Source organism: Vibrio sonorensis (assembly GCF_001854765.1).
GTDB classification, from domain to species: domain Bacteria; phylum Pseudomonadota; class Gammaproteobacteria; order Enterobacterales; family Vibrionaceae; genus Vibrio; species Vibrio sonorensis.
The window spans coordinates 395,043-413,688 of sequence record NZ_LJJE01000063.1 but is presented as its reverse complement, the minus strand read 5'-3'; the positions used below and the strand labels follow the sequence as shown (position 1 = coordinate 413,688).

Here is an 18,646-nt window from a genome sequence, read left to right as displayed (position 1 = left end):
ATCCATAGTGTTACTTCTCGGAAATGTTGGAAACAGGAGAGTTTGTTGCGTACAAACTCATAAACAATTCGCGCCTGTCGAGACAGGCGCGATAAAGATTAAAGCTTGGCAGCGATCATCTCTTCTAGCTTACCTTGGTCTACCGCAAAGTTGCGGATACCTTCAGCTAGTTTTTCTACAGCCATTGGGTCTTGGTTGTGATCCCATAGGAACTCTGCATGTGTCATCGCTGATGGGCGCTCGTTTGCGCCTTTAGAGTCGACCAGTTTTTCTACTACGTCACCTTCAGCGGCTTCGAGTTCTGCCAGTAGGGCTGGTGCGATTGTTAGACGGTCACAGCCAGCAAGTTCTAGGATCTCACCAATGTTACGGAAGCTCGCACCCATTACAACAGTGTTGTAACCGTACTCTTTGTAGTAGTTGTAGATCTTGGTAACGGATAGAACGCCTGGATCTTCTTGAGCATCGAAATCACGGCCTTCTTTCGCTTTGTACCAGTCCATAATACGGCCAACAAATGGCGAAATTAGGAAAACACCTGCTTCTGCACAAGCGCGAGCCTGTGCGAAAGAGAATAGAAGAGTAAGGTTACAGTTGATGCCTTCTTTTTCTAAAGTTTCAGCGGCTCTAATGCCTTCCCAAGTAGATGCGAGCTTGATTAGAATACGGTCATTACTGATTCCAGCTTCGTTATACATTTTTACCAATTGTCGTGCTTTTGCCACACTGCCTTCAGTATCGTACGAAAGACGAGCATCAACTTCTGTTGAGATACGACCAGGTATTGTCGTCAGGATCTCTTTACCAATGTTTACTGCCAGCATGTCACAAGCATCTTGCACTTGTTGCTCTTTATCGCTGCTTTGGCCTTTTGCATATTCGATAGCCTGATCGATAAGTGGCGCATACTCAGCAATCTGAGCCGCTTTCAAAATAAGAGAAGGGTTAGTGGTTGCGTCTTCCGGCTGATACTTTTTAATTGCGTCAATTTCACCAGTGTCGGCTACTACAGTTGTTAGTTTGCGCAGTTGCTCTAACTTATTGCTCATATTTGGCCTTCCTATTTATTGGGCATAACTCAGTGGTTGAGTCACTGAGGAATAATTATGTCGATTTGAGTTTAGTCGTGTTAACGACAATTCGACTTAAATTTTGCTCCTTTGAACATTTGCTCTGAACGAATGCTCAATGGATGAGTAAATGATGTGTTCATATTTATCTGAATTGCGGCCAAAGTCAATTATCGAATACTGTTCCTAGTGACTTCGATCAGAAAAAAACCGTATATATTTAGGTGTTGATATAAATAAACGTTTGCGCGATTTAAATGAGTGCTGACGATTGTATTAACCACACCTTAAAAGTGGTTGAGCAAATGTAATGGGTGTGAGCGGATGTTGAGTGTGGTAGATAATTGTTTTATGCTAACAGTAGCAAATAGATTAATGAGTTATAAAGCGGAGAGCAGACCATATGAACAACGGTGATCTATCGGAAACCAATACAGATCTTCTAACCGAAATTTCAGTATCCTATTATCAAGACGGCGCTACGCAAGAGGAGATTTCCCGTAAATTTGGTGTTTCGCGTGCCAAAGTAGGGCGTCTTCTTAAGCAGGCCAGAGATGAAGGTATCGTTGAGATAACCGTTAAGTATCACCCGGTGTTCAGTGCCAAAATTGAACAGAGACTTGTTGATAAGTTTGGTGTCAAACGCGCTCTCATTGCCCTAGACCAACCCGATGAAGAGCAGCAGCGAAAGCAGGTTGCCGGAATGGTTTCAAATTATCTAGCACAGACGTTAAAGACGGGCATGGTTGTGACGGTGGGGCAAGGTCGCAATGTTTCGTCGGTCGCGCATTACACTGGAGTGATTACGCCACGGGATTGTAAGTTTGTTTGTAGTATTGGTGGTATCCACCCAAGAGGCGGTAGATTTAACGCCGATCACATCTGTCGACAACTGGCAAAAAAATATGGGGGCAGCTCCGAAACGTTATACGCGCCAGCTTATGCAGAAAACCGAGAGCAAAAATTGGCGTTTATGCAAAACTCTACAGTCAAGCAGACACTGGATTTAGCGCGTAAAGCAGACGTGGCATTAGTTGGTATCGGTGATATGAGCGAAAACAGCTATATGGTTGATTTGGGCTGGTTTACCGCAGATGAAGTTGTGCAATCGAGAGGTAATGATGGCGTAGTCGGAGACTTTGCCGGTTACGACTTTTTTGACATTAACGGGGAAATTGCAGACACCGTAATGAATGACCGCATTATTGGCCTAGGAATCGAAGAGTTTAAGCCAATCTCTGAAGTGATAGCAATTGCTGCTGAAAATAGTAAACCTCTGGCCTTGTTAGGCGCGTTAAGAACCGGAGCAATAGATGTTATTGCCACTAGCGTAAGTAATGCACTAACAGTACTGAACTTGGTAGAGCAAATGGATAGAAAGTGAGCGTGAAAGCGCGAAAGTGAGAAAGGCGCTTTCTAGATGCATATTTTGCTGTTACAAAGCGAATTTAAGATAAAAACAAATGTTAATAGAAAGAAAGGGCCGCAGTGATTTCGGCCCCTATTTGAACGAATCTGGCGTTAAAGCTTAACGACTGATAGGCCTTTGACTGGTACCCCATTCGGTCCATGAACCATCGTAGACCGATAAGTTAGAGTAGCCGCATAAATGCGCCGCTAGCAAAACAATACAAGCCGTTACTCCACTTCCACAACTAAACAGATATTCGTCTTTCCCCTTTGCCACTTGTTCAGAAATCACTTGATTCAAAACCTTTGTATTAGCCATTTTGTAACCGTCGAGAAGAGTCATAAAGGGCAGGCAGACCGAGTTAGGTATATGGCCACTGCGGACGCCTTCTCGTGGCTCGGGGACGCGGGCTAAGAATCGATCTTGTGAACGAGCATCGATCGTTAAGCTGGTTTGATTAGGTATTTGAGCCTCAATGTAATCGGCGTCAACAAAACCTTTGCGATTGATACCGGAAAAATTGCCCACTTCGAATTGTGCGCTGTAATGTTGCACGACGCCATAGCCTTCTTCTTTCCATGCAGTAAGGCCGCCGTCGAGTATATACGTTTCTTGATGGCCCATAGCTGTAAACATCCACCATGCCCTTGGAGACGCTAAGGTACCTTGGTTGTCATATACAACTATAATGGAATCGTTATTTAGCCCAAGCTGTTGAGCCTTTTGATTAAAATCTATGTCACTTGGCATCATATGAGGTAACGGGTTATTGGTATCGCAAAACTGGGTGTCGTAATCGAATCGTCGGGCTCCGGGAATGACATTTTCTTCATCCTTTTGAACCGGAAAGGGCAGTTGAAATGCCATGCTCGCGTCTAATAATACCAAGCGTTGACTATCTGGGTGATTTGCTATCCATTGCGGTGACACCAAAGGGTTCATTTCTGTTCCTCATCTAAAGCGCATCGTTGTAACTTCCACGGTGCTGAATGACTAAAAATTGTTACCTTTTTAATTAGGTAGGCGCTTTCGCCTTCTCTACAAGCGATTTTAATAGGAGCAGTGAGGGTAAGAGTTTCGTCGGAAGCCAACTTTACAGTGATGTATCTTCTCTCACCATCAAGTGATTGTGTGACAGTATCAGAAAGCACAACACCTTGCACTTGTTCCGAAGAACCGCTTCTAACAAGCAGTAACGAAACCAGTAGCAAGGTTGTGCCGAGCAAAGCGAGTATAAATATTTTTGCTTGATTCATGTCCATTAAAATAGGCGTGCTTATGCAAACCAATTTACATGGATTTTCTCAAACTACCAAATCCAACTAGGAGAAGAGTAACTGATTTCTTTCTGCAATGGCGAAGAACCGTCATAAAACCAAACTTCTGCCAGCAACCCATTATCTCCCTGTCGAGTACTAAAGCTGAGTGTAGCTTTGCCACTGTTCAACGAGCTACTGGTGAGTTTAGAAGAGTAATCGGCTTTATAACTACCATCTTGATTGCGAGTATATTGGCTATACAGGGTTAAATAGGCACGTTGGGTTGTAAGTGCACTGATATCAACAGTAATCGTTTCATCTTTGACGTTGCTGTAGTCCATGTCCGTAGGAACTGATAGCTCAACCATTCGGCGCTGAGACGTAAGCACTATTTCTGGCTGTTCGTTAACTATACTCTCTGAGCTTTGGGAGACTATGGTGCCTTGAGAGTTACCACTATTTTCGGAACCAACAGTATTTTCAATGATAACTGGACCCAGATCGCTTACGGTTTCTTCAATGGCAATTTCAGGTTCTTCCGGATCTGAATTGAGGTTACTTGAATCGTCTGGTGTGAAAATGTTTTCGACGGCAGGTGTGTTTCCTGTTGCGCCATCATCACCATCACCACCTCCGCAGCCTGTTAGTACAATTAGGGATAAGAATGTTAGATTGAGTGATCTCATATTAATCTCCTTGTACAAACACTTTGTTGGCCGTAGCGTTTTGTTCTGAATACCACTGTTGATTTATCACACCACCAGACTCGGCATACGCAGCAAAGCTTGGGTAAGCGTCTACGATATCGATTCTCTCTTTGGGCCATTGCCACTCATCGGGGATTAAAATGGCCACGGGTATTGGTTACTGGTTTTAAAATATCTCGACTGTTGTGGTTGGCTATCGTCGTCCCCTAAACCGATAAGTTGTGCAAAGTTGAAGCGGGAGGTAGGTTCGTGGTTGGCGAGATGGATCTCAAGCCCTCGGCCCGGATGAAGGGGTAAGCCCTCTCCGTGGTACCTGCCGGGAGTGGCAAAAACAAAGGGATTGTATGGCATGGTCATTAGGTTTGACACATCAGCCCCCTCTTTAAAACGAATAGTAAAGCTAAAGGAAAACTGAATGCTTTGGTCGCAATCGGTTTGAGTCCTGAAATAAGTGCATACGGGGCTGATGAGTTTACTCAAGTCTTCAGATACTACTAATACTGCGTTATCGCTTTCTAGTTCCAACCCAAGGTCGTTGAGTTGTGTTCCATTGTGAAGTTGGCGCGACAAATCAGTATCAATCTGATCCGGTGTCAAACCGTCTAGTTGAAAAGCGAAACCATTGTTGTAACCAGCACCATACGCGGCCAAATAGCCATCGATTTCTATCTGTTCAACACTGCCAGAATTCAAGACTTCAGTGACACGGTAACGCATAACAACGTCATTGAGATCGTAGTCATCGGTATATGGCCAATTGTCTTCATAGGCCACCGTTGCATACACATCGGCGCTGGGAAAGTAGCGGACTGACATCCCGTTTTCTGAAATAATAACCGGATGGTCTTCCACTTCACCAGACTGTGCTCCGCCCACGTAGCTTAAATCGCTCTGTTGACTAAAGCGAAAACGGGACCATGTTTCCCCCATAGTAACGTCGTTGGGAACGGTAAAGAAAAGCGTGTTGTCACCTTCAGAAAGCGGAGTATTGTTAAATACGTGTTCGTTCGAGTCGGCGAAATCTCCGTCTTTGTTCCAATCTATCCAAGCGTTTAACACACCACTTGTGGAAGCATTTACCACGACAATTGAATCTAAGCCCGCCTCAATAGCGGTAACAAAACCAACACCATCTTCATCTTGATATCCCGCTTTGTTATCAGATAATTGGCCTACAAAGCCGTCTTGTTCACCGTCAGGTGAAACCGCACCTAGGTAGGTGATGCCATCTATTGCGTGTCGTGGTCCGTTATCATCGAGTAAGGTAGAGTAAGAACTAGGCGCATCGCCGAAGTCTATAGTAGAGTCTTCATCGATGACAGGCGCATTGGCACAACGCGCACCATCGTTTTGGTTAGAATAAGGGCCAGTCGCGAAGAGTTCGGCGGGATAGCTTCCACTTTCTGGGTCAGATAAGTCAATTCGGAAAATATGACCATCAGAATTACGAGAAATGTAGTAATACCCATTAACGTCGAAATACCCCGCACCAAACGTTCCCGTTACGCCGATATTACCTATCAAGTTTTCTGCTCCATCAGTGGTGTTAAAGTGGTAAAGACCGCCTGTGTTGTTGTCAACACCGTAGAGCTGGCCATTGCCCGGGTGAAAAGCAAAGTCTGTCAACCTCACTGTTGCGACAGAAGAAATTTGTACTACGTCTAAAACGGCAGTTGGGTCAGTGTCCAATGGAGAAAGGTCGATTTTAAACAATCCTTCGCCTGTGCGGTATAAGTAGTAGACGTGGTTATATACATCACCGACGTAAAAGGTGTGAGCAGTAGGGAGTCCAGAAGTATTGAGTATTTGAGCTTGAAAGTCCTTACCAAGTCTTACGATGCGCTTATTGCCGGTATCGTAACCGTAGATATATCTGTCTTCAAAATCAAAACCTACGCCATTGATGTTAGTTTGCAATCCGGTGTTTGCCGCCAGAAGAGACGTCTGTCCCGTAACCAAGTTAACGCCATAAACCTGAACAGGATTGGCTTGAAAGAGATAGGCTTTACTGGGGCAAATGTCGAATGGCGTCGCATTGGCCGTACTTATGGATGTGATAAGTGATACAAAGATCAGCATAAATCGCATGGTAGGCTCCTCGATGTTGGCTCAAATAACCAATATCAAGGAACGTGCCATGCTTTAAGTAATTGATTTTAAGATAAATCTTGTATCTGGCGATGTCGAGTTTCAGATTGAGAATCAAAATGAGTCGGCTATTTCTATTTTTTGTAAGTTTATCACCCACATGTCTTGCAACTTGGAAGCTTGTTGAGTTTCATCTCTCGCCACGACATGGTGAGGGCATCGAGTATCAGTACTTTACCGGATACTGGCTGGCCGTAGTTAGAGAGTACTTTAATCGCTTCCATCGCTTGTACGGCACCTACAATCCCAACCAGCGGCGCCATAACACCAGCTTCTACACATGTTAACGCTTGTGAGCCAAAAAGCGCACTTAAGCATTGATAGCAGGGTTCATCGCGGTTTTGATAGAGATATACGCTAACCTGACCTTCCATCCTAATTGCTGCACCAGAAACAAGCGGTGTTTTGGTTTCAAAGCAAAGTTGATTGAGTTGGTTACGCGTGTCCAGATTATCACTGGCATCTAATACTAGGCTGTGACCTTCAATTAAGGGTTTTAGTTCATCGTCGGAAAGTCGCTTCTCTATTGTTTTTAAAGCGATATGGGGATTGATTTCAGACAGTGCTTCGGCAGCCGATTTGACTTTAGAAAGGCCAATGTCACGGTCGTGATGTAAAACTTGACGTTGTAAGTTTGACAACTCGACTTTATCGTCATCTATAAGTGTAAGTTTTCCTATACCAGCAGCGGCGAGGTACTGGGTTGAAGCGCATCCAAGCCCACCTGCACCCAACACGAGGATAGAAGCCTTTTTAAGGGCTTCCTGTCCTTCAAAATCGAAGTTTTTTAACGTGATTTGTCGGTTATACCTAAGTATTTCCTGATCAGACAAAATATCCATCGATTTCCTAGTATAAGGTTGAATTAAAGAGTTGGATCTGTACGGTTTCTCCTTGCTCTACTTTACCGCGTTCCCTCTCGAGGACGACAAAACAGTTGGCAAGACTCATTGATCGAAACGCGCCGGAGCTTTGGTTTCCGGTCGTTTCTACTACAAATTTTCCATCTTCAATTGAGTATATCCCACGTTGGTAATCGGTTCTGCCCGGTGATTTTTTAAAGGCAGTTCGAGTGACCGCTGGAATGGACTCTGGCTCTTTCCAGTCAGTGTGTCCAGCGAGTTTAGCCAATAGGGGTTGAACTAATACGTACATGGTTAACACAGCCGAAACAGGGTTGCCTGGTAGGCCACAAAACCATGCCGTAGACAGCTTTCCAAACGCAAAAGGTTTGCCCGGTTTAATGGCTAACTTCCAAAAACCTACCTGACCGATTTCTTCTAGAATATCTTTTGTGTAATCCGCTTCACCTACGCTTACACCACCAGATGTAACGACGACATCCGCTAGGTTTTGCGCTTGTTCGAAGGCGGCTTTAAGTTTCTCTGGGCAATCTGGAATAATACCCAGATCAACAGCTTCACAACCGAAGTTTTCGATTAGTGGCTTAATTCCGTATCGATTGCTGTCGTAGATTTGTCCGTCTTTGAGAGGTTCACCCAGAGGTTTTAGCTCATCACCAGTGGAGAAAAATGCCACTTTAGGTTTTCTGTAAACCGTAACTTTGGAGATACCCAAAGTCGCGATCATGGGAATATCTCGCTAGTGAGTCTCATGCCTTTACTTAGAACAATATCAGATTGCTTGATATCGTCGCCAGTTGGACGAATGTTGTTTAGATGCTTAACATCTGACTGATTAAAAACAATGCCTTGTTCCGTCACAGTGGTGTTTTCCTGCATGATAACGGCATCGCAGCCAAACGGAATTTTTGCACCTGTCATTATTCGAATGCAGGTATTTTGGGGCCACTTTCCCTCATATGGTTGACCTGCAAAGGATTTACCGGCTAGTGGCAGAGGTTGGTTGCCAGAAAGCTCTGCTCGACGTACCGCATAACCATCCATTGCAGAGTTATCAAACGGCGGAACATTGATAGGTGAAAGCAAATCTTCAGATAAGACAAAGCCAATGGCTTCGTTCAAATCTAACTGCATCGTCGCCTTAATTGGTTTGATATCGGCAAGCATTTTTTGCATTGCTTCTTCTAGCGGCATTAAGCCGGAGCATCACAACAACCCATATGAGTATTCCTAGTTTGTTTTTGTGGGGTCAACTCTATCATACATAAAGGATTAGGAAAGAATGACCTTGAGTAAAATATGGGTGTAATTATTCAAAAATCCGAGTATGCTTGTCACCCATCCTAAAGGGGTAAATACGAGGAAGTGGTATGTCAGGTTTGAGCGAGTCCGCAAAGTTAGTAAAAGAAGCGCTTGAGAGCCGAGGTTTAGAGACGCCAATGTCTCCAAACAGTTTCAGTAAAGAAGAGAAAAAAGAGAAAATTCAGCATCACATGCGCGAAATTCTCAACTTACTGGAGTTAGATCTGACAGATGACAGCCTAGAAGAGACGCCACAGCGCATTGCAAAAATGTATGTGGATGAAATCTTTTCGGGTCTCGACTACGCAAACTTTCCTAAAATCACGGTCATAGAAAACAAGATGGACGTGAGTGAAATGGTGCGAGTTAAAGATATTACAGTGACCAGTACTTGCGAACATCACCTTGTAACCATAGATGGTCGCGCCGCTGTTGCCTATATCCCTAGAGGCAAAATTATTGGTTTATCGAAGATAAACCGCATTGTTCGATTCTTTGCTCAACGGCCTCAGGTACAAGAACGAATGACGCAACAGATTTTAGTAGCTCTGCAAACTCTTTTAGAGTCTGACGATGTTGCCGTTACCATTGACGCCACTCATTACTGCGTAAAATCTCGCGGTGTAATGGATGCTACAAGTGAAACGACGACGACGGCTCTCGGTGGAATATTTAAAACCATACCAGCAACTAGACACGAGTTTTTACACGGTATTCGCTAAAAAAGATTTGAAAATGAAAAGGCCCTCGAGATGAGGGCCTTTTTTGTACGCAGGGAAGTGGAAGGATTACCCCTCGAACAAATATAGAAACTCTTCGTAACCTTGGTTTTTCATCTCTTCGACTGGAATAAAGCGCATTGCAGCGGAGTTCATGCAGTAGCGAAGCCCAGTCGGTGCAGGACCATCTTTAAATACATGTCCTAAGTGTGAATCAGCAAACCGGCTCCTCACCTCGGTTCTGGCATAGAACAGCTTGTAGTCTGTAGCCGTGACTATGTAGCCGAATTTATAGGCTTAGTAAAGCTAGGCCAGCCAGTGCCAGATTTATATTTATCAGTTGATGAAAAAAGAGGTTCACCGGAAACAATATCGACATAAATCCCATCTCGCTTGTTATCCCAGTACTGATTGTCGAAAGCGCGTTCTGTCCCGTCTTCTTGCGTTACGTAATATTGCAGTTCAGTTAGCATGTCCTTAATTTCGCCTTGGGGTGGTTTAGAATAAGGCTTTACGCTTTGCACTCGCTTTTTTTCGTCGATCATTTGTCGCAGCGTTATCGGGTTGTCTTCTCTGTCCTCGCCAAATATCTTGTCTAAATATTGGTCGCGGCCTGAAGCGTATCGGTAGTAGTTGTATCTTACTTTATTGCGTTTGTAGTAATCTTGGTGATAGTCCTCTGCTAGCCAGAACGTTGTGTATTGGATAAGTTCCACTTTCAGTGGCTTTTTAAACACACCGAGCTCATCGACTTCTTGTAAAAAACGCTGAGCCACCTGTTTTTGATCATCATTGTGATAAAAAATCGCGGGACGATAGTGACGGCCACGATCGACAAATGAGCCTTGGTCATCAGTGGGGTCGATATGCCTTAGCAGTTGGTCTAGTAGTTGCTCATAGGTCACAATGCTCGGGTTATAAGCGACTTGTATGACTTCAATATGCCCCGTTTTGCCCGAAGAAACCTGTTTATAAGTAGGTTTCTCTACAGTGCCCCCTGCATAACCGGAGACAACGTCGAGTACACCGTTCACTTTCTCCAAATCCGATTCGGTACACCAAAAACAGCCGCCCGCTAAAGTGGCGAGCTCGTATTTTCCATCTACGCGATTTGTTGTTTCGGTGTCATCAGCGATTGCAAACAACGACACTAGTAAAATGGCGAATGCGCCAAATAGGAAACCTCTGACCTTCATATAAAACCTCGCGATAAAAACAAGACTTACGAAATAGACAGAAGAAATGGGCAAAAAATTTCACGGAATAGTTTAAGAAAAAGCGGGCAGTGCCCGCTTTTGCTGAAATCTTTATGATTAACTTAGACCAATGACATTTCCTTCATCATCGATATCTAAGTTCATAAACGCGGGTTTATCAGGTAAGCCTGGCATGGTCATAACGTTTCCACACACGGCATATATAAAGCCGGCACCGGCACATAGTTTTAGTTCTCTAACTGGAACATCAAAATGGCTTGGTGCGCCCTTAATTGTGCCGTCGGTGGAAATCGACAGCGGTGTTTTTGCCATACATACCAGCAAATCATCAAAACCCAATGACTTAAACTGTTCGAGCTGCTGTTTCGCTTGATCGCTTAAAGTAACGCCCGTTGCGCCGTAGCCAACTTCAGCGATGGTCATTAGTTTTTCTTCTAATGACTGGCTCGGATTGTATAGTGGTTTGAAACTACTGTTGGCTTCACATTGCTGTATCACGGCCTCAGCTATTTGCGTAGCACCGTCGCCACCTTTAGAGAAGGCTTCGCTTATTGCCACTTTAGCATTTGTATCAAACGCCAATATCATCTCTTTTAAGGTTTGCAATTCATCTTCAGAATCTTGTGGGAAACGGTTGAGGGCAACGACTACTGGTACACCGTATTTTTTAACATTGCAAATATGCCACTTAAGGTTTTCAAACCCTAGTTGAAGTGCTTCGCTGTTATCTTGGTATAACTCATCGGGTATAGGTTGGCCGGGACGAAAACTATAAAGGCCTGAATTGGCTTTTAACCCGCGCAGTGTTGCGACGATTACAGCGCAATCTGGGGCTTTGCCTGAGATTTGAGCTTTGATGTTACACGCTTTCTCAAAGCCCATGTCCGAGCCAAAGCCTCCTTCAGTTACCGTATAATCGCAAAGTTTGGTAGCGATTCGGTCGGCGATGATTGAGGAGTTGCCGTGAGCTATGTTTGCAAATGGGCCTGCGTGAATAAGTGTTGGCACACCCTCTAGCGTCTGCATTAGGTAGGTTCAATTGCGTCTTTCATGCAAACCGTCATTGCTCCTGCAACTTGCAGATCTTCAGCAGTAACAGGGTTCCCATCTAAGCTATAAGCGATGACTGTTCGCCCAATGCGCTTGCGCAGATCTTTTAGGTCACTCGCAAGAGCGAGAATAGCCATCAGTTCTGAGGCAGCAGAAATATCGAAACCATCTTGGCGTTCGTAACCATTAACGATAGAGTCTTTGCGATTGAGACCGACTTGAATCATACGCAACGCGCGGTCGTTGTGATCCATTACGCGCTTCCATACTACGCGGCTGGAATCAATTTTAAGTGCGGTTAAACCCGTTCTTGTTTCAAACGCTTCATATCCTTGTCTTTGCTCGTGATAGATACGTGCATCTACGGCAGCAGCAGCAAGGTTATGAGCCACGGTAACGGCGTGAATGTCACCAGTAAGGTGAAGATTGAGCTCTTCCATAGGTGCTACTTGAGAATAACCACCGCCAGCTGCGCCGCCTTTTACGCCAAATACGGGGCCCATGGAAGGCTGTCTAATACACGCAGCACTCTTTTTACCAAGCTTTGATAGGCCTTGAGCCAATCCGATGGTCGTCACTGTCTTTCCTTCTCCTAATGGCGTTGGAGTGATAGCAGTGACTGAAATGAGTTTTCCAGTTTCTCTTTCTGTTAGACGTTTTATGGTATCGAGGGATACTTTGGCTTTAGCAGGACCTTGAGCGTGAAACTCTTGTTTTTGTAAACCGAATTTAGTAGCGATCGATTCAATATTTTCCAGTTCGGCTAGACGACAAATTTCTATATCTGACAGCATAAAACCCTCGTACTGTATAGAGAAAATGGTGAGGTAAACGTTTGCGCAAGCATAATATCCATAAAAAATGCTTTGTAAAGCCTTATTTATAGTGAGGCCTATATTCTAGAGATAAAAGCGTGTTAATGAAATATGTGACTGTAAATTGAGGGTTTTAAAGCAAATTGTCTGTTTAAAAAATCGTCTTAAATTTGAGGGGAAGCGCCAAGTAGATGACTTTCTTGGCGCTCAGGTTTGTGAACTTCTAATACCAATCGTCGTCATTAAAAACTTTTCCCTCCGGTGCGTAAGGGTCATCGTCAAAGGGGTGATCCGCCTTGTTTCTCAATGACTCCAACTGATGTTCCAACATAGTTACAGTGTCATAGTCACCTTCTGAGCAAGCTACGTAGATTTGCTGCTCTAATGCTTCAATGCTGTCTCGGATACTCATAATCTCTTCTCCTAACCTTAAATGAGTTACCACTGATAGGTCGACAACTAGGTCATCAAAGTGTCTAAAATTACATTTCTGTCTATTCTCAACTGGAGTATAGACGACAATTGACGAATGTAGGCAATGACGAATCTAACAGAAGACTGGCGAGTTAGATTTACACTTGTTGCCGCTACAGTTAAGGTGCACAACGGCGCCATTCAACTCTATTACGAGGGTTTTGTCACAGAGATCATTACCTAGCGAATCGATTAGATAAGTCGTGATACCCCCTAAGAGAACAATACGAAAACTATCTATTTTCTAAACGATTGTAATCCAATAGACCGTATTCAACAGGTTGGTCTTTTTGATACCAGTTATGGATGCGGTCGCTAAACTTCCAAAACTGGCTATCGTGCCTGCGAATACCGTACATATCTAGGAGCGCAATGTAATCGGCTTCTTTTTGTATTGTTTGCAATGACTGAATAAAGTCTTTGATTTGCGATTCACTCAGTTTGAGAAGCGCTGCGGGATAACTGCCAACGATGCCCCTAACTAAAGTCAGATCATCATTGTTGGGATCTCGATTGTTTTCTTCGTCAAAAAGACTAGATATGTTGGTATGAGCGTTGTTGTGCAGTAGAGTAAACACTTCATCTGTACCGCTTTCGCTTTCTACCAACAACACCAGTATTTGCGGCAAATAATACAAGCCTTGGCCCCTTATCTGATCGACGCTTTGCAGCAACGCTTCGTTTTGGACCGTCAGCGAGGTGTTTTCAATTTGGTATCTGCGGTTTAAAACTGGTTGCAACTGGGTCTTAAGTATTTGGTAAAGCTCATTCTTATAGTCAGTGGTTTGGTAAGGCACGCGAGTAGGCTGATTAAAAGGTTGCACATTCCTTTGTAAAAATTGGCTTAGCTGTGGGCTTTGATCTTTGTACCAACTCGCCATTTCATTGTGCCTGACGTGTGAAGGAAGCAGGGATACGAAATTGCTCTCTCCCTCCATTCTTAAGAAGTCCATAAACATGCGTGTTATAAGTTGGTGGCCAAAGTTACCGTAGACATCGAAGCCAGCAACCAATAGGTAATGGATGCGTTCAAGTAGTGCGTAGTCTAAAACCCAAGACGTTTTGGGTGGCTTCCCAACTAGGCCTTGCACAACCGATGCGCTATCAAAGTGACGAAATACCGTAAGTGCAGCGTTTGGATTTTCCCCGCCGCCGTGCCAAATTACATCGGCAGTAAGATGCTCACCGTCTTTGAAAAAGTTATTGGTGAATTCTGATTTGGCCTCCAAAAATCGAGCTTGCTGCCTTGAATAGCTAACCCAATTAGTAATTGGTAGTGTATTGCTTTCTAGTTCTCCCGGTAGCTTAAGATTATCCGCTTGCTGCTGATAGAAGCGGTTAATACTAGGAATATCAGCCTTATCTGGGTCAACAAAGAAGACCCAAAACCTATCGTTGATAACATTTAAAGCCAATTGACCGCGACACACCGGTCCTTTAATAAAGGACATTATCGTACTTTGAGCATTGTCTAGCATGAACTTATATCGAGAGGACACGGGCAAGTCGAAAAATGCAGTCATGGGGTTGGCGGCGACATCGGATCGATAACTAGGTAGTGACGTAACCGTATAATCTGGTGTGATAAAGAGCTCTTTCCATCTTAATAGCCTAGCTTGGTTGAGGGCATAGGGCATATGAGTTTTATCTACAATCGTACTTACTAGCGGTATAAGACGGTAGTAAACTCTTGATACCTTAGGATCGTCATACGGTCTGCGTGTGGAAATTCGATGAACCGTTTCACCCGGTGGGGTAGTCGAACGAACCAGTTGAAAATATCGCTTGGTGTTGCCTTTTGCCTTGAAGTAGAGGTGATTTAAAAACAAATGCTCATAGATATACCGAGCGGACAGTTGGTGTTTTAATGAGTCTTGGTTTAAAAAATGTTCAAAATGATGCACATTTTTCAATTCCAAAGTCGTCAATGGTTGCGGTTGGGGGTGCTTGGCGCCTCGCTCCAACCAAGTCATCAAAGTACTGTGTTCTTTTTCATTAAGAGCCGGCAACCCAAATGGCATGCCCCATAGTGGATTTTTTGTTTCGTAATCATCGAACTCTTCTATCGTTGGACAGGTTTGTTCGCGATCAATTGAAAAATCAAATTCATTTAACTGTTCTCTATGGATCAGAGGCATGTGCTGTTTTTGCATTAGCATACGAGCGACAAGACCTGCATGTAAATTGGCCTCTACAGTTTGATCTCGTTCGTTAAGTACTGGGTGAAAACCCTTTGCACGCCAATCTTGGGTTGTTAAAGCGTCCTCAAATAAACGTGTTGGGCTGGAGGCGACAAGGCGAGTACCTTGGTAAACCAACTGATTAGAGGCGCCTCGATCCAGGCCGTCTGGCGAGGTTAGTTTCAATTGGCATGGTGCATCATAACAGGCGTGACAAACAACACACCTGTTGTCAATTATCGGTTTTACATCGTTTAGATAGTCTATAGCAGAAAGATCTTCTGGCGTGGCAACTCTGTTACGCACCTGTTGCTGACCAAACAATTGGTCGTAATTATAGGTGGCGTAAGTAGCACAACCTGCGAATGTGACAATGACGAAAGTGAAAAGAATTCTCTTTAAACTAGACATAAAACCTGCTGAAAACTTTTTGTTTAGTATACACAGGTCGCTTTTAAACACGAATGTCAGTTTGAAAAAGCCCCATGTGGGGCTTTAGATTAGTTACTTAGTGCGCGGTTAATATCGCTTACCATCAGTTCGGTTGCGGTAATCCCACTAGAGGATATATACCACGCAGCTGGAGTAAGGAAACCTATTCGATCGTTTTTGTAAACGGGCAATGGGTTGATAAGGGGGTTATCAAACTCCTCTCTGTTGATGGAATCTGAACGTCCTATAGCGCGGTCTCTATCTAACACTAATAGATAGTCTGGGTTAGTTTCAGCAATAAACTCATAGCTTATCAGTTGCCCGTGACGAGTGGCGTCTACCGAGTCGACTGCTTCGGAGAATCCGAATAGCTTGTAAATCGAGCTGTAACGAGATTTGGCCCCGAAAGTAGAAATTTTCCCGCCACTTTGAAGGACAGTTAACGCTTTTTGCCCCTTTGTTTTTGAACGAATAGTTTCAATCTCAGAAGAAATAGCAGAGATGTGTTGTTCTATTTGCTCTTGTTTAGAAAAGATTTTTCCAAGCATGCGCCACGCGTCTTGGGTTGTTTCCCAATAGTTGTACCAATCAGATATAAACAACACCGAGGGCGCTATTTTTTCAAGCTCTTCAAAGGAGGTTGAGCTTCGATTACTGACAATAATCAAGTCGGGTTTTAGGTTGTAAATGGCCTCAAAATCAGGTTCAAAAAGTGACCCTACTGGTGTGTATTTTGAATCCTGATACTTAGACAAATACGCTGGCATCGGTGATTTAACGACGCCGATTGGCTCTATGCCAAGGCGATCTAAAACGTCGAGACTGTCCATCCCAAGTACAACGATCCGGGTAGGTGTTTTGTCTAACGTCGTCGTACCAAGCGAGTGTGTTACTGTTATTTGGTTTGCAGAACTAGTAGCGCTAAGCAGCGCTACTAATAACGGCAGAACCAAGTTGCTCAACCATTTTTTTTTCACAAAGGTTCTCCTTAAAATGCGTAGCTGACGTTGAATCTAAAGTCACGACCAGCGTTAGCGTTTCCTTGTGCCACTTTGCTACCGATGAAATAGTTGTATGATGCATGGTCAAAGTAGTATCTGTCGAATAGGTTTTTAACCGAAAGAGTGAGTTTTAGATCTTCCCCCTGAATCGGTTGCCAAAGGGCATATAAATCGTGGACGCCATACCCCGGCTTTTCAGGGTATTTCGTCGGGTCAGAGACTTGGGTCATGCGTTCTACAAGGGTAGAAGTCCATCCTAGTCTTACGCTTTCGGTAGCATCGTAATCAAGGGTCAACACCCATCTATCCCCAACCGTTGTACCCAATGACCAGTTTTGATCTGAAAGAGGCACTCCGTTTAACTCTGGTCTTGATTGGCTATAACTCAGTCTTGCTGCAAGAGAATCCCAATTGATTCCAAGATGTCCTGTTAAGCCTTTGGAGACCAGCTCACCAACATTAGTTAATGTCGAATCTTTGAAAACCACATCTTCAATTTTGGTGTTAAAGAAAGTTATTTGTCCGTAGAAAACACCGTATTCGAATAGGGTACCAAACTCGATGTTTTTGGTTTCTTCTTCTTTGCGGTTGGGATCATTTTTGTGGTGACCCAGCACAAACAGTTCTTTTACCTGCTGACCTCGAATTGCTTCGGCGTAACTTGCAAACAGGTTTACGTAATCGTTAGCTTGCCAGTTAAAGCGACGTTAGGGCTAAAGCCATTGGATTTAAACTCTTGGCCAAGGTCGTCATTTAGCTCATACCAGTCGTAGCGGGCACCGAATGTAGCGACAAATGAATCAGTTAGCTGCCAGTCATCTTGAAGGAATAGGCCGTAAACCGTCCCTTTTTCTTGATGGGTTTTGTCCATACTAGACTCTAACTTACCTTTGTCTTGTCGATAATCAAAACCGTACTCTAGACTCTGATCGACAAAATGACTGGTATTACTAAACTTAGCACCTAGTGTATCTTGGGTACCTTCACTGGTTCCCCACTTTTTGTGGTTTAGCTGCGCCATATGACTTGTCGTACTATACAAGCGAGTGTCTAAATTGATTAGCTCACTATGAGACAGCTTGTGGTTGGCGACGAATGTACCTCTGTCTGCTTCTTGCATTAGTGGTTCATTTTTAAAGCTTGGATGGAAGTGAGGGCGGTTTAATCTTTCGCCATCATCGTTGCGAAAATCATAGCTAAGTGATAAGTAGTGCTTTGCGTTTAGATTTCCCGATAACTTAACAAGACCAGCATGTTGCTCTACGTCTGAATATGGGTGCTCCGAGCCATTGCCATCGACAATTTCATCCGTGTTTAGTTGTGTGTAATGGGCTAGGATACCTAAACCCTCAGTTATTTCACCGTATAAGCTGGCGGATGTTTTAAAGCCATCGTTATTGGTGTAGTAACCCGCTTTTACCGACGCGCCAAATTGCTCGCCTGATTTCAAAAGGTCATGAGCGTCTTTAGTTACAAACTTCACCGAACCCGCTAACGCTCCGGGACCATCAGTCGCTCGGCCGGCACCTGCACTTACATCCACTTGTTTGATTATTTCTGGTTCGATAGACAATCTACCCTGATGGTGGAAGAGATTGGCGGATTGATCCGCGCCGTCGATAGAGACATTTAAAAGGGTATCTTCAAAACCGCGAACATAGATTTTTTGCGAAATACTTTTTGAGCCGCCAACGGCGACCTCGGCTTGTCCTCTAAAAATGTCATTTAGATCTTGTGCTTGAGAAGTTTCAAGCTCTTCGGCTGTTACACGCGAATCGTCTCCTACTATTGGCGATGCAGTTACCACTACTTCCTCCAATACTTGTGCCGCTTGGGCCGACGGTATGGCTATCGCCAACGCCAAGGTGATAGGACTGAGCTTAAAATTGAAGTTGAGTTTCATTGAACACTCCGATGTTAATGAGAATTATTATCGGACGTGAATATTAAGGGGATCTACTATCTAAACAATCAATTTTACATCTGTTACAAATCAGC

General features: G+C 44.0%; 10 protein-coding genes and 5 pseudogenes. 2 read left to right on the top strand and 13 right to left on the bottom strand.

The features are described 5' to 3' along the window. Nucleotides 1-98: 98 nt before the first annotated feature. Complete coding sequence (gene tal / locus BLO31_RS12105; protein WP_070966604.1) at nt 99-1,049, bottom strand: transaldolase; 951 nt, start codon at nt 1,047-1,049, stop codon at nt 99-101. A 424-nt stretch (nt 1,050-1,473) separates the two neighbouring features. Between tal and BLO31_RS12100 the strand changes: the two genes are divergently transcribed. Further along, entirely contained in the window at nt 1,474-2,454 is a 981-nt protein-coding gene (locus BLO31_RS12100) for a sugar-binding transcriptional regulator (protein ID WP_070966600.1), read from the top strand. A 144-nt stretch (nt 2,455-2,598) separates the two neighbouring features. On the opposite strand, the gene BLO31_RS12095 is transcribed toward BLO31_RS12100, so the two are convergent. The 6 genes and pseudogenes from BLO31_RS12095 to moeA all read right to left on the bottom strand — a co-directional run bounded on the left by BLO31_RS12095 (nt 2,599) and on the right by moeA (nt 8,678). Further along, nucleotides 2,599-3,423, bottom strand: coding sequence for a sulfurtransferase (locus BLO31_RS12095; protein WP_070966596.1), 825 nt, complete (start codon nt 3,421-3,423; stop codon nt 2,599-2,601). Then, on the bottom strand, nt 3,420-3,743 hold the full coding sequence (locus BLO31_RS12090; protein WP_084659791.1) for a hypothetical protein: 324 nt from the start codon (nt 3,741-3,743) through the stop codon (nt 3,420-3,422). Before BLO31_RS12090 ends, BLO31_RS12095 begins: the two co-directional genes overlap by 4 nt. 47 nt (nt 3,744-3,790) lie before the next feature. Continuing rightward, nucleotides 3,791-4,426: a hypothetical protein gene (locus tag BLO31_RS12085; RefSeq protein WP_070966593.1), complete on the bottom strand. Its 636-nt coding sequence runs from the start codon at nt 4,424-4,426 to the stop codon at nt 3,791-3,793. 1 nt (nt 4,427) lies between these two features. Next, a pseudogene (locus BLO31_RS12080) lies at nt 4,428-6,535 on the bottom strand (LruC domain-containing protein). Nucleotides 6,536-6,687: 152 nt separating this feature from the next. Beyond that, a complete protein-coding gene (moeB, locus tag BLO31_RS12075; protein ID WP_070966590.1) occupies nt 6,688-7,437 on the bottom strand; it encodes a molybdopterin-synthase adenylyltransferase MoeB in 750 nt (249 codons plus the stop codon). 7 nt (nt 7,438-7,444) lie between these two features. After that, nucleotides 7,445-8,678, bottom strand: a pseudogene (gene moeA, locus BLO31_RS12070) (molybdopterin molybdotransferase MoeA). Nucleotides 8,679-8,828: 150 nt separating this feature from the next. Between moeA and folE the strand changes: the two are divergent. Continuing rightward, a complete protein-coding gene (folE, locus tag BLO31_RS12065) occupies nt 8,829-9,482 on the top strand; it encodes a GTP cyclohydrolase I FolE (RefSeq protein WP_070966585.1) in 654 nt (217 codons plus the stop codon). A 66-nt stretch (nt 9,483-9,548) separates the two neighbouring features. Here folE and msrB read toward each other — a convergent pair. The 6 genes and pseudogenes from msrB to BLO31_RS12035 all read right to left on the bottom strand — a co-directional run bounded on the left by msrB (nt 9,549) and on the right by BLO31_RS12035 (nt 18,551). Beyond that, nucleotides 9,549-10,675, bottom strand: a pseudogene (gene msrB, locus BLO31_RS12060) (peptide-methionine (R)-S-oxide reductase MsrB). Between the two features lie 117 nt (nt 10,676-10,792). Further along, nucleotides 10,793-12,540: pseudogene (locus BLO31_RS12055) on the bottom strand (formate--tetrahydrofolate ligase). Nucleotides 12,541-12,784: 244 nt separating this feature from the next. Continuing rightward, a complete protein-coding gene (locus tag BLO31_RS12050) occupies nt 12,785-12,973 on the bottom strand; it encodes a P-loop NTPase family protein (RefSeq protein ID WP_070966582.1) in 189 nt (62 codons plus the stop codon). Between the two features lie 295 nt (nt 12,974-13,268). Further along, nucleotides 13,269-15,626 carry a fatty acid cis/trans isomerase gene (locus tag BLO31_RS12045; RefSeq protein ID WP_070966699.1) on the bottom strand — a complete coding sequence of 786 codons (2,358 nt, stop codon included), beginning with the start codon at nt 15,624-15,626 and terminating at the stop codon, nt 13,269-13,271. A gap of 89 nt (nt 15,627-15,715) precedes the next feature. Continuing rightward, complete coding sequence (locus BLO31_RS12040) at nt 15,716-16,624, bottom strand: siderophore ABC transporter substrate-binding protein (RefSeq protein WP_070966578.1); 909 nt, start codon at nt 16,622-16,624, stop codon at nt 15,716-15,718. 11 nt (nt 16,625-16,635) lie between these two features. Then, a pseudogene (locus BLO31_RS12035) lies at nt 16,636-18,551 on the bottom strand (TonB-dependent receptor domain-containing protein). Nucleotides 18,552-18,646 lie beyond the last annotated feature (95 nt).

What these genes read in the sequence shown, in the direction of transcription:
- tal (WP_070966604.1), bottom strand. Translation starts at nt 1,049, where the DNA reads ATGAGCAATAAGTTAGAGCAACTGCGCAAACTAACAACTGTAGTAGCC.
- BLO31_RS12100 (WP_070966600.1), top strand. Translation starts at nt 1,474, where the DNA reads ATGAACAACGGTGATCTATCGGAAACCAATACAGATCTTCTAACCGAA.
- BLO31_RS12095 (WP_070966596.1), bottom strand. Translation starts at nt 3,423, where the DNA reads ATGAACCCTTTGGTGTCACCGCAATGGATAGCAAATCACCCAGATAGT.
- BLO31_RS12090 (WP_084659791.1), bottom strand. Translation starts at nt 3,743, where the DNA reads ATGGACATGAATCAAGCAAAAATATTTATACTCGCTTTGCTCGGCACA.
- BLO31_RS12085 (WP_070966593.1), bottom strand. Translation starts at nt 4,426, where the DNA reads ATGAGATCACTCAATCTAACATTCTTATCCCTAATTGTACTAACAGGC.
- moeB (WP_070966590.1), bottom strand. Translation starts at nt 7,437, where the DNA reads ATGGATATTTTGTCTGATCAGGAAATACTTAGGTATAACCGACAAATC.
- folE (WP_070966585.1), top strand. Translation starts at nt 8,829, where the DNA reads ATGTCAGGTTTGAGCGAGTCCGCAAAGTTAGTAAAAGAAGCGCTTGAG.
- BLO31_RS12050 (WP_070966582.1), bottom strand. Translation starts at nt 12,973, where the DNA reads ATGAGTATCCGAGACAGCATTGAAGCATTAGAGCAGCAAATCTACGTA.
- BLO31_RS12045 (WP_070966699.1), bottom strand. Translation starts at nt 15,626, where the DNA reads ATGTCTAGTTTAAAGAGAATTCTTTTCACTTTCGTCATTGTCACATTC.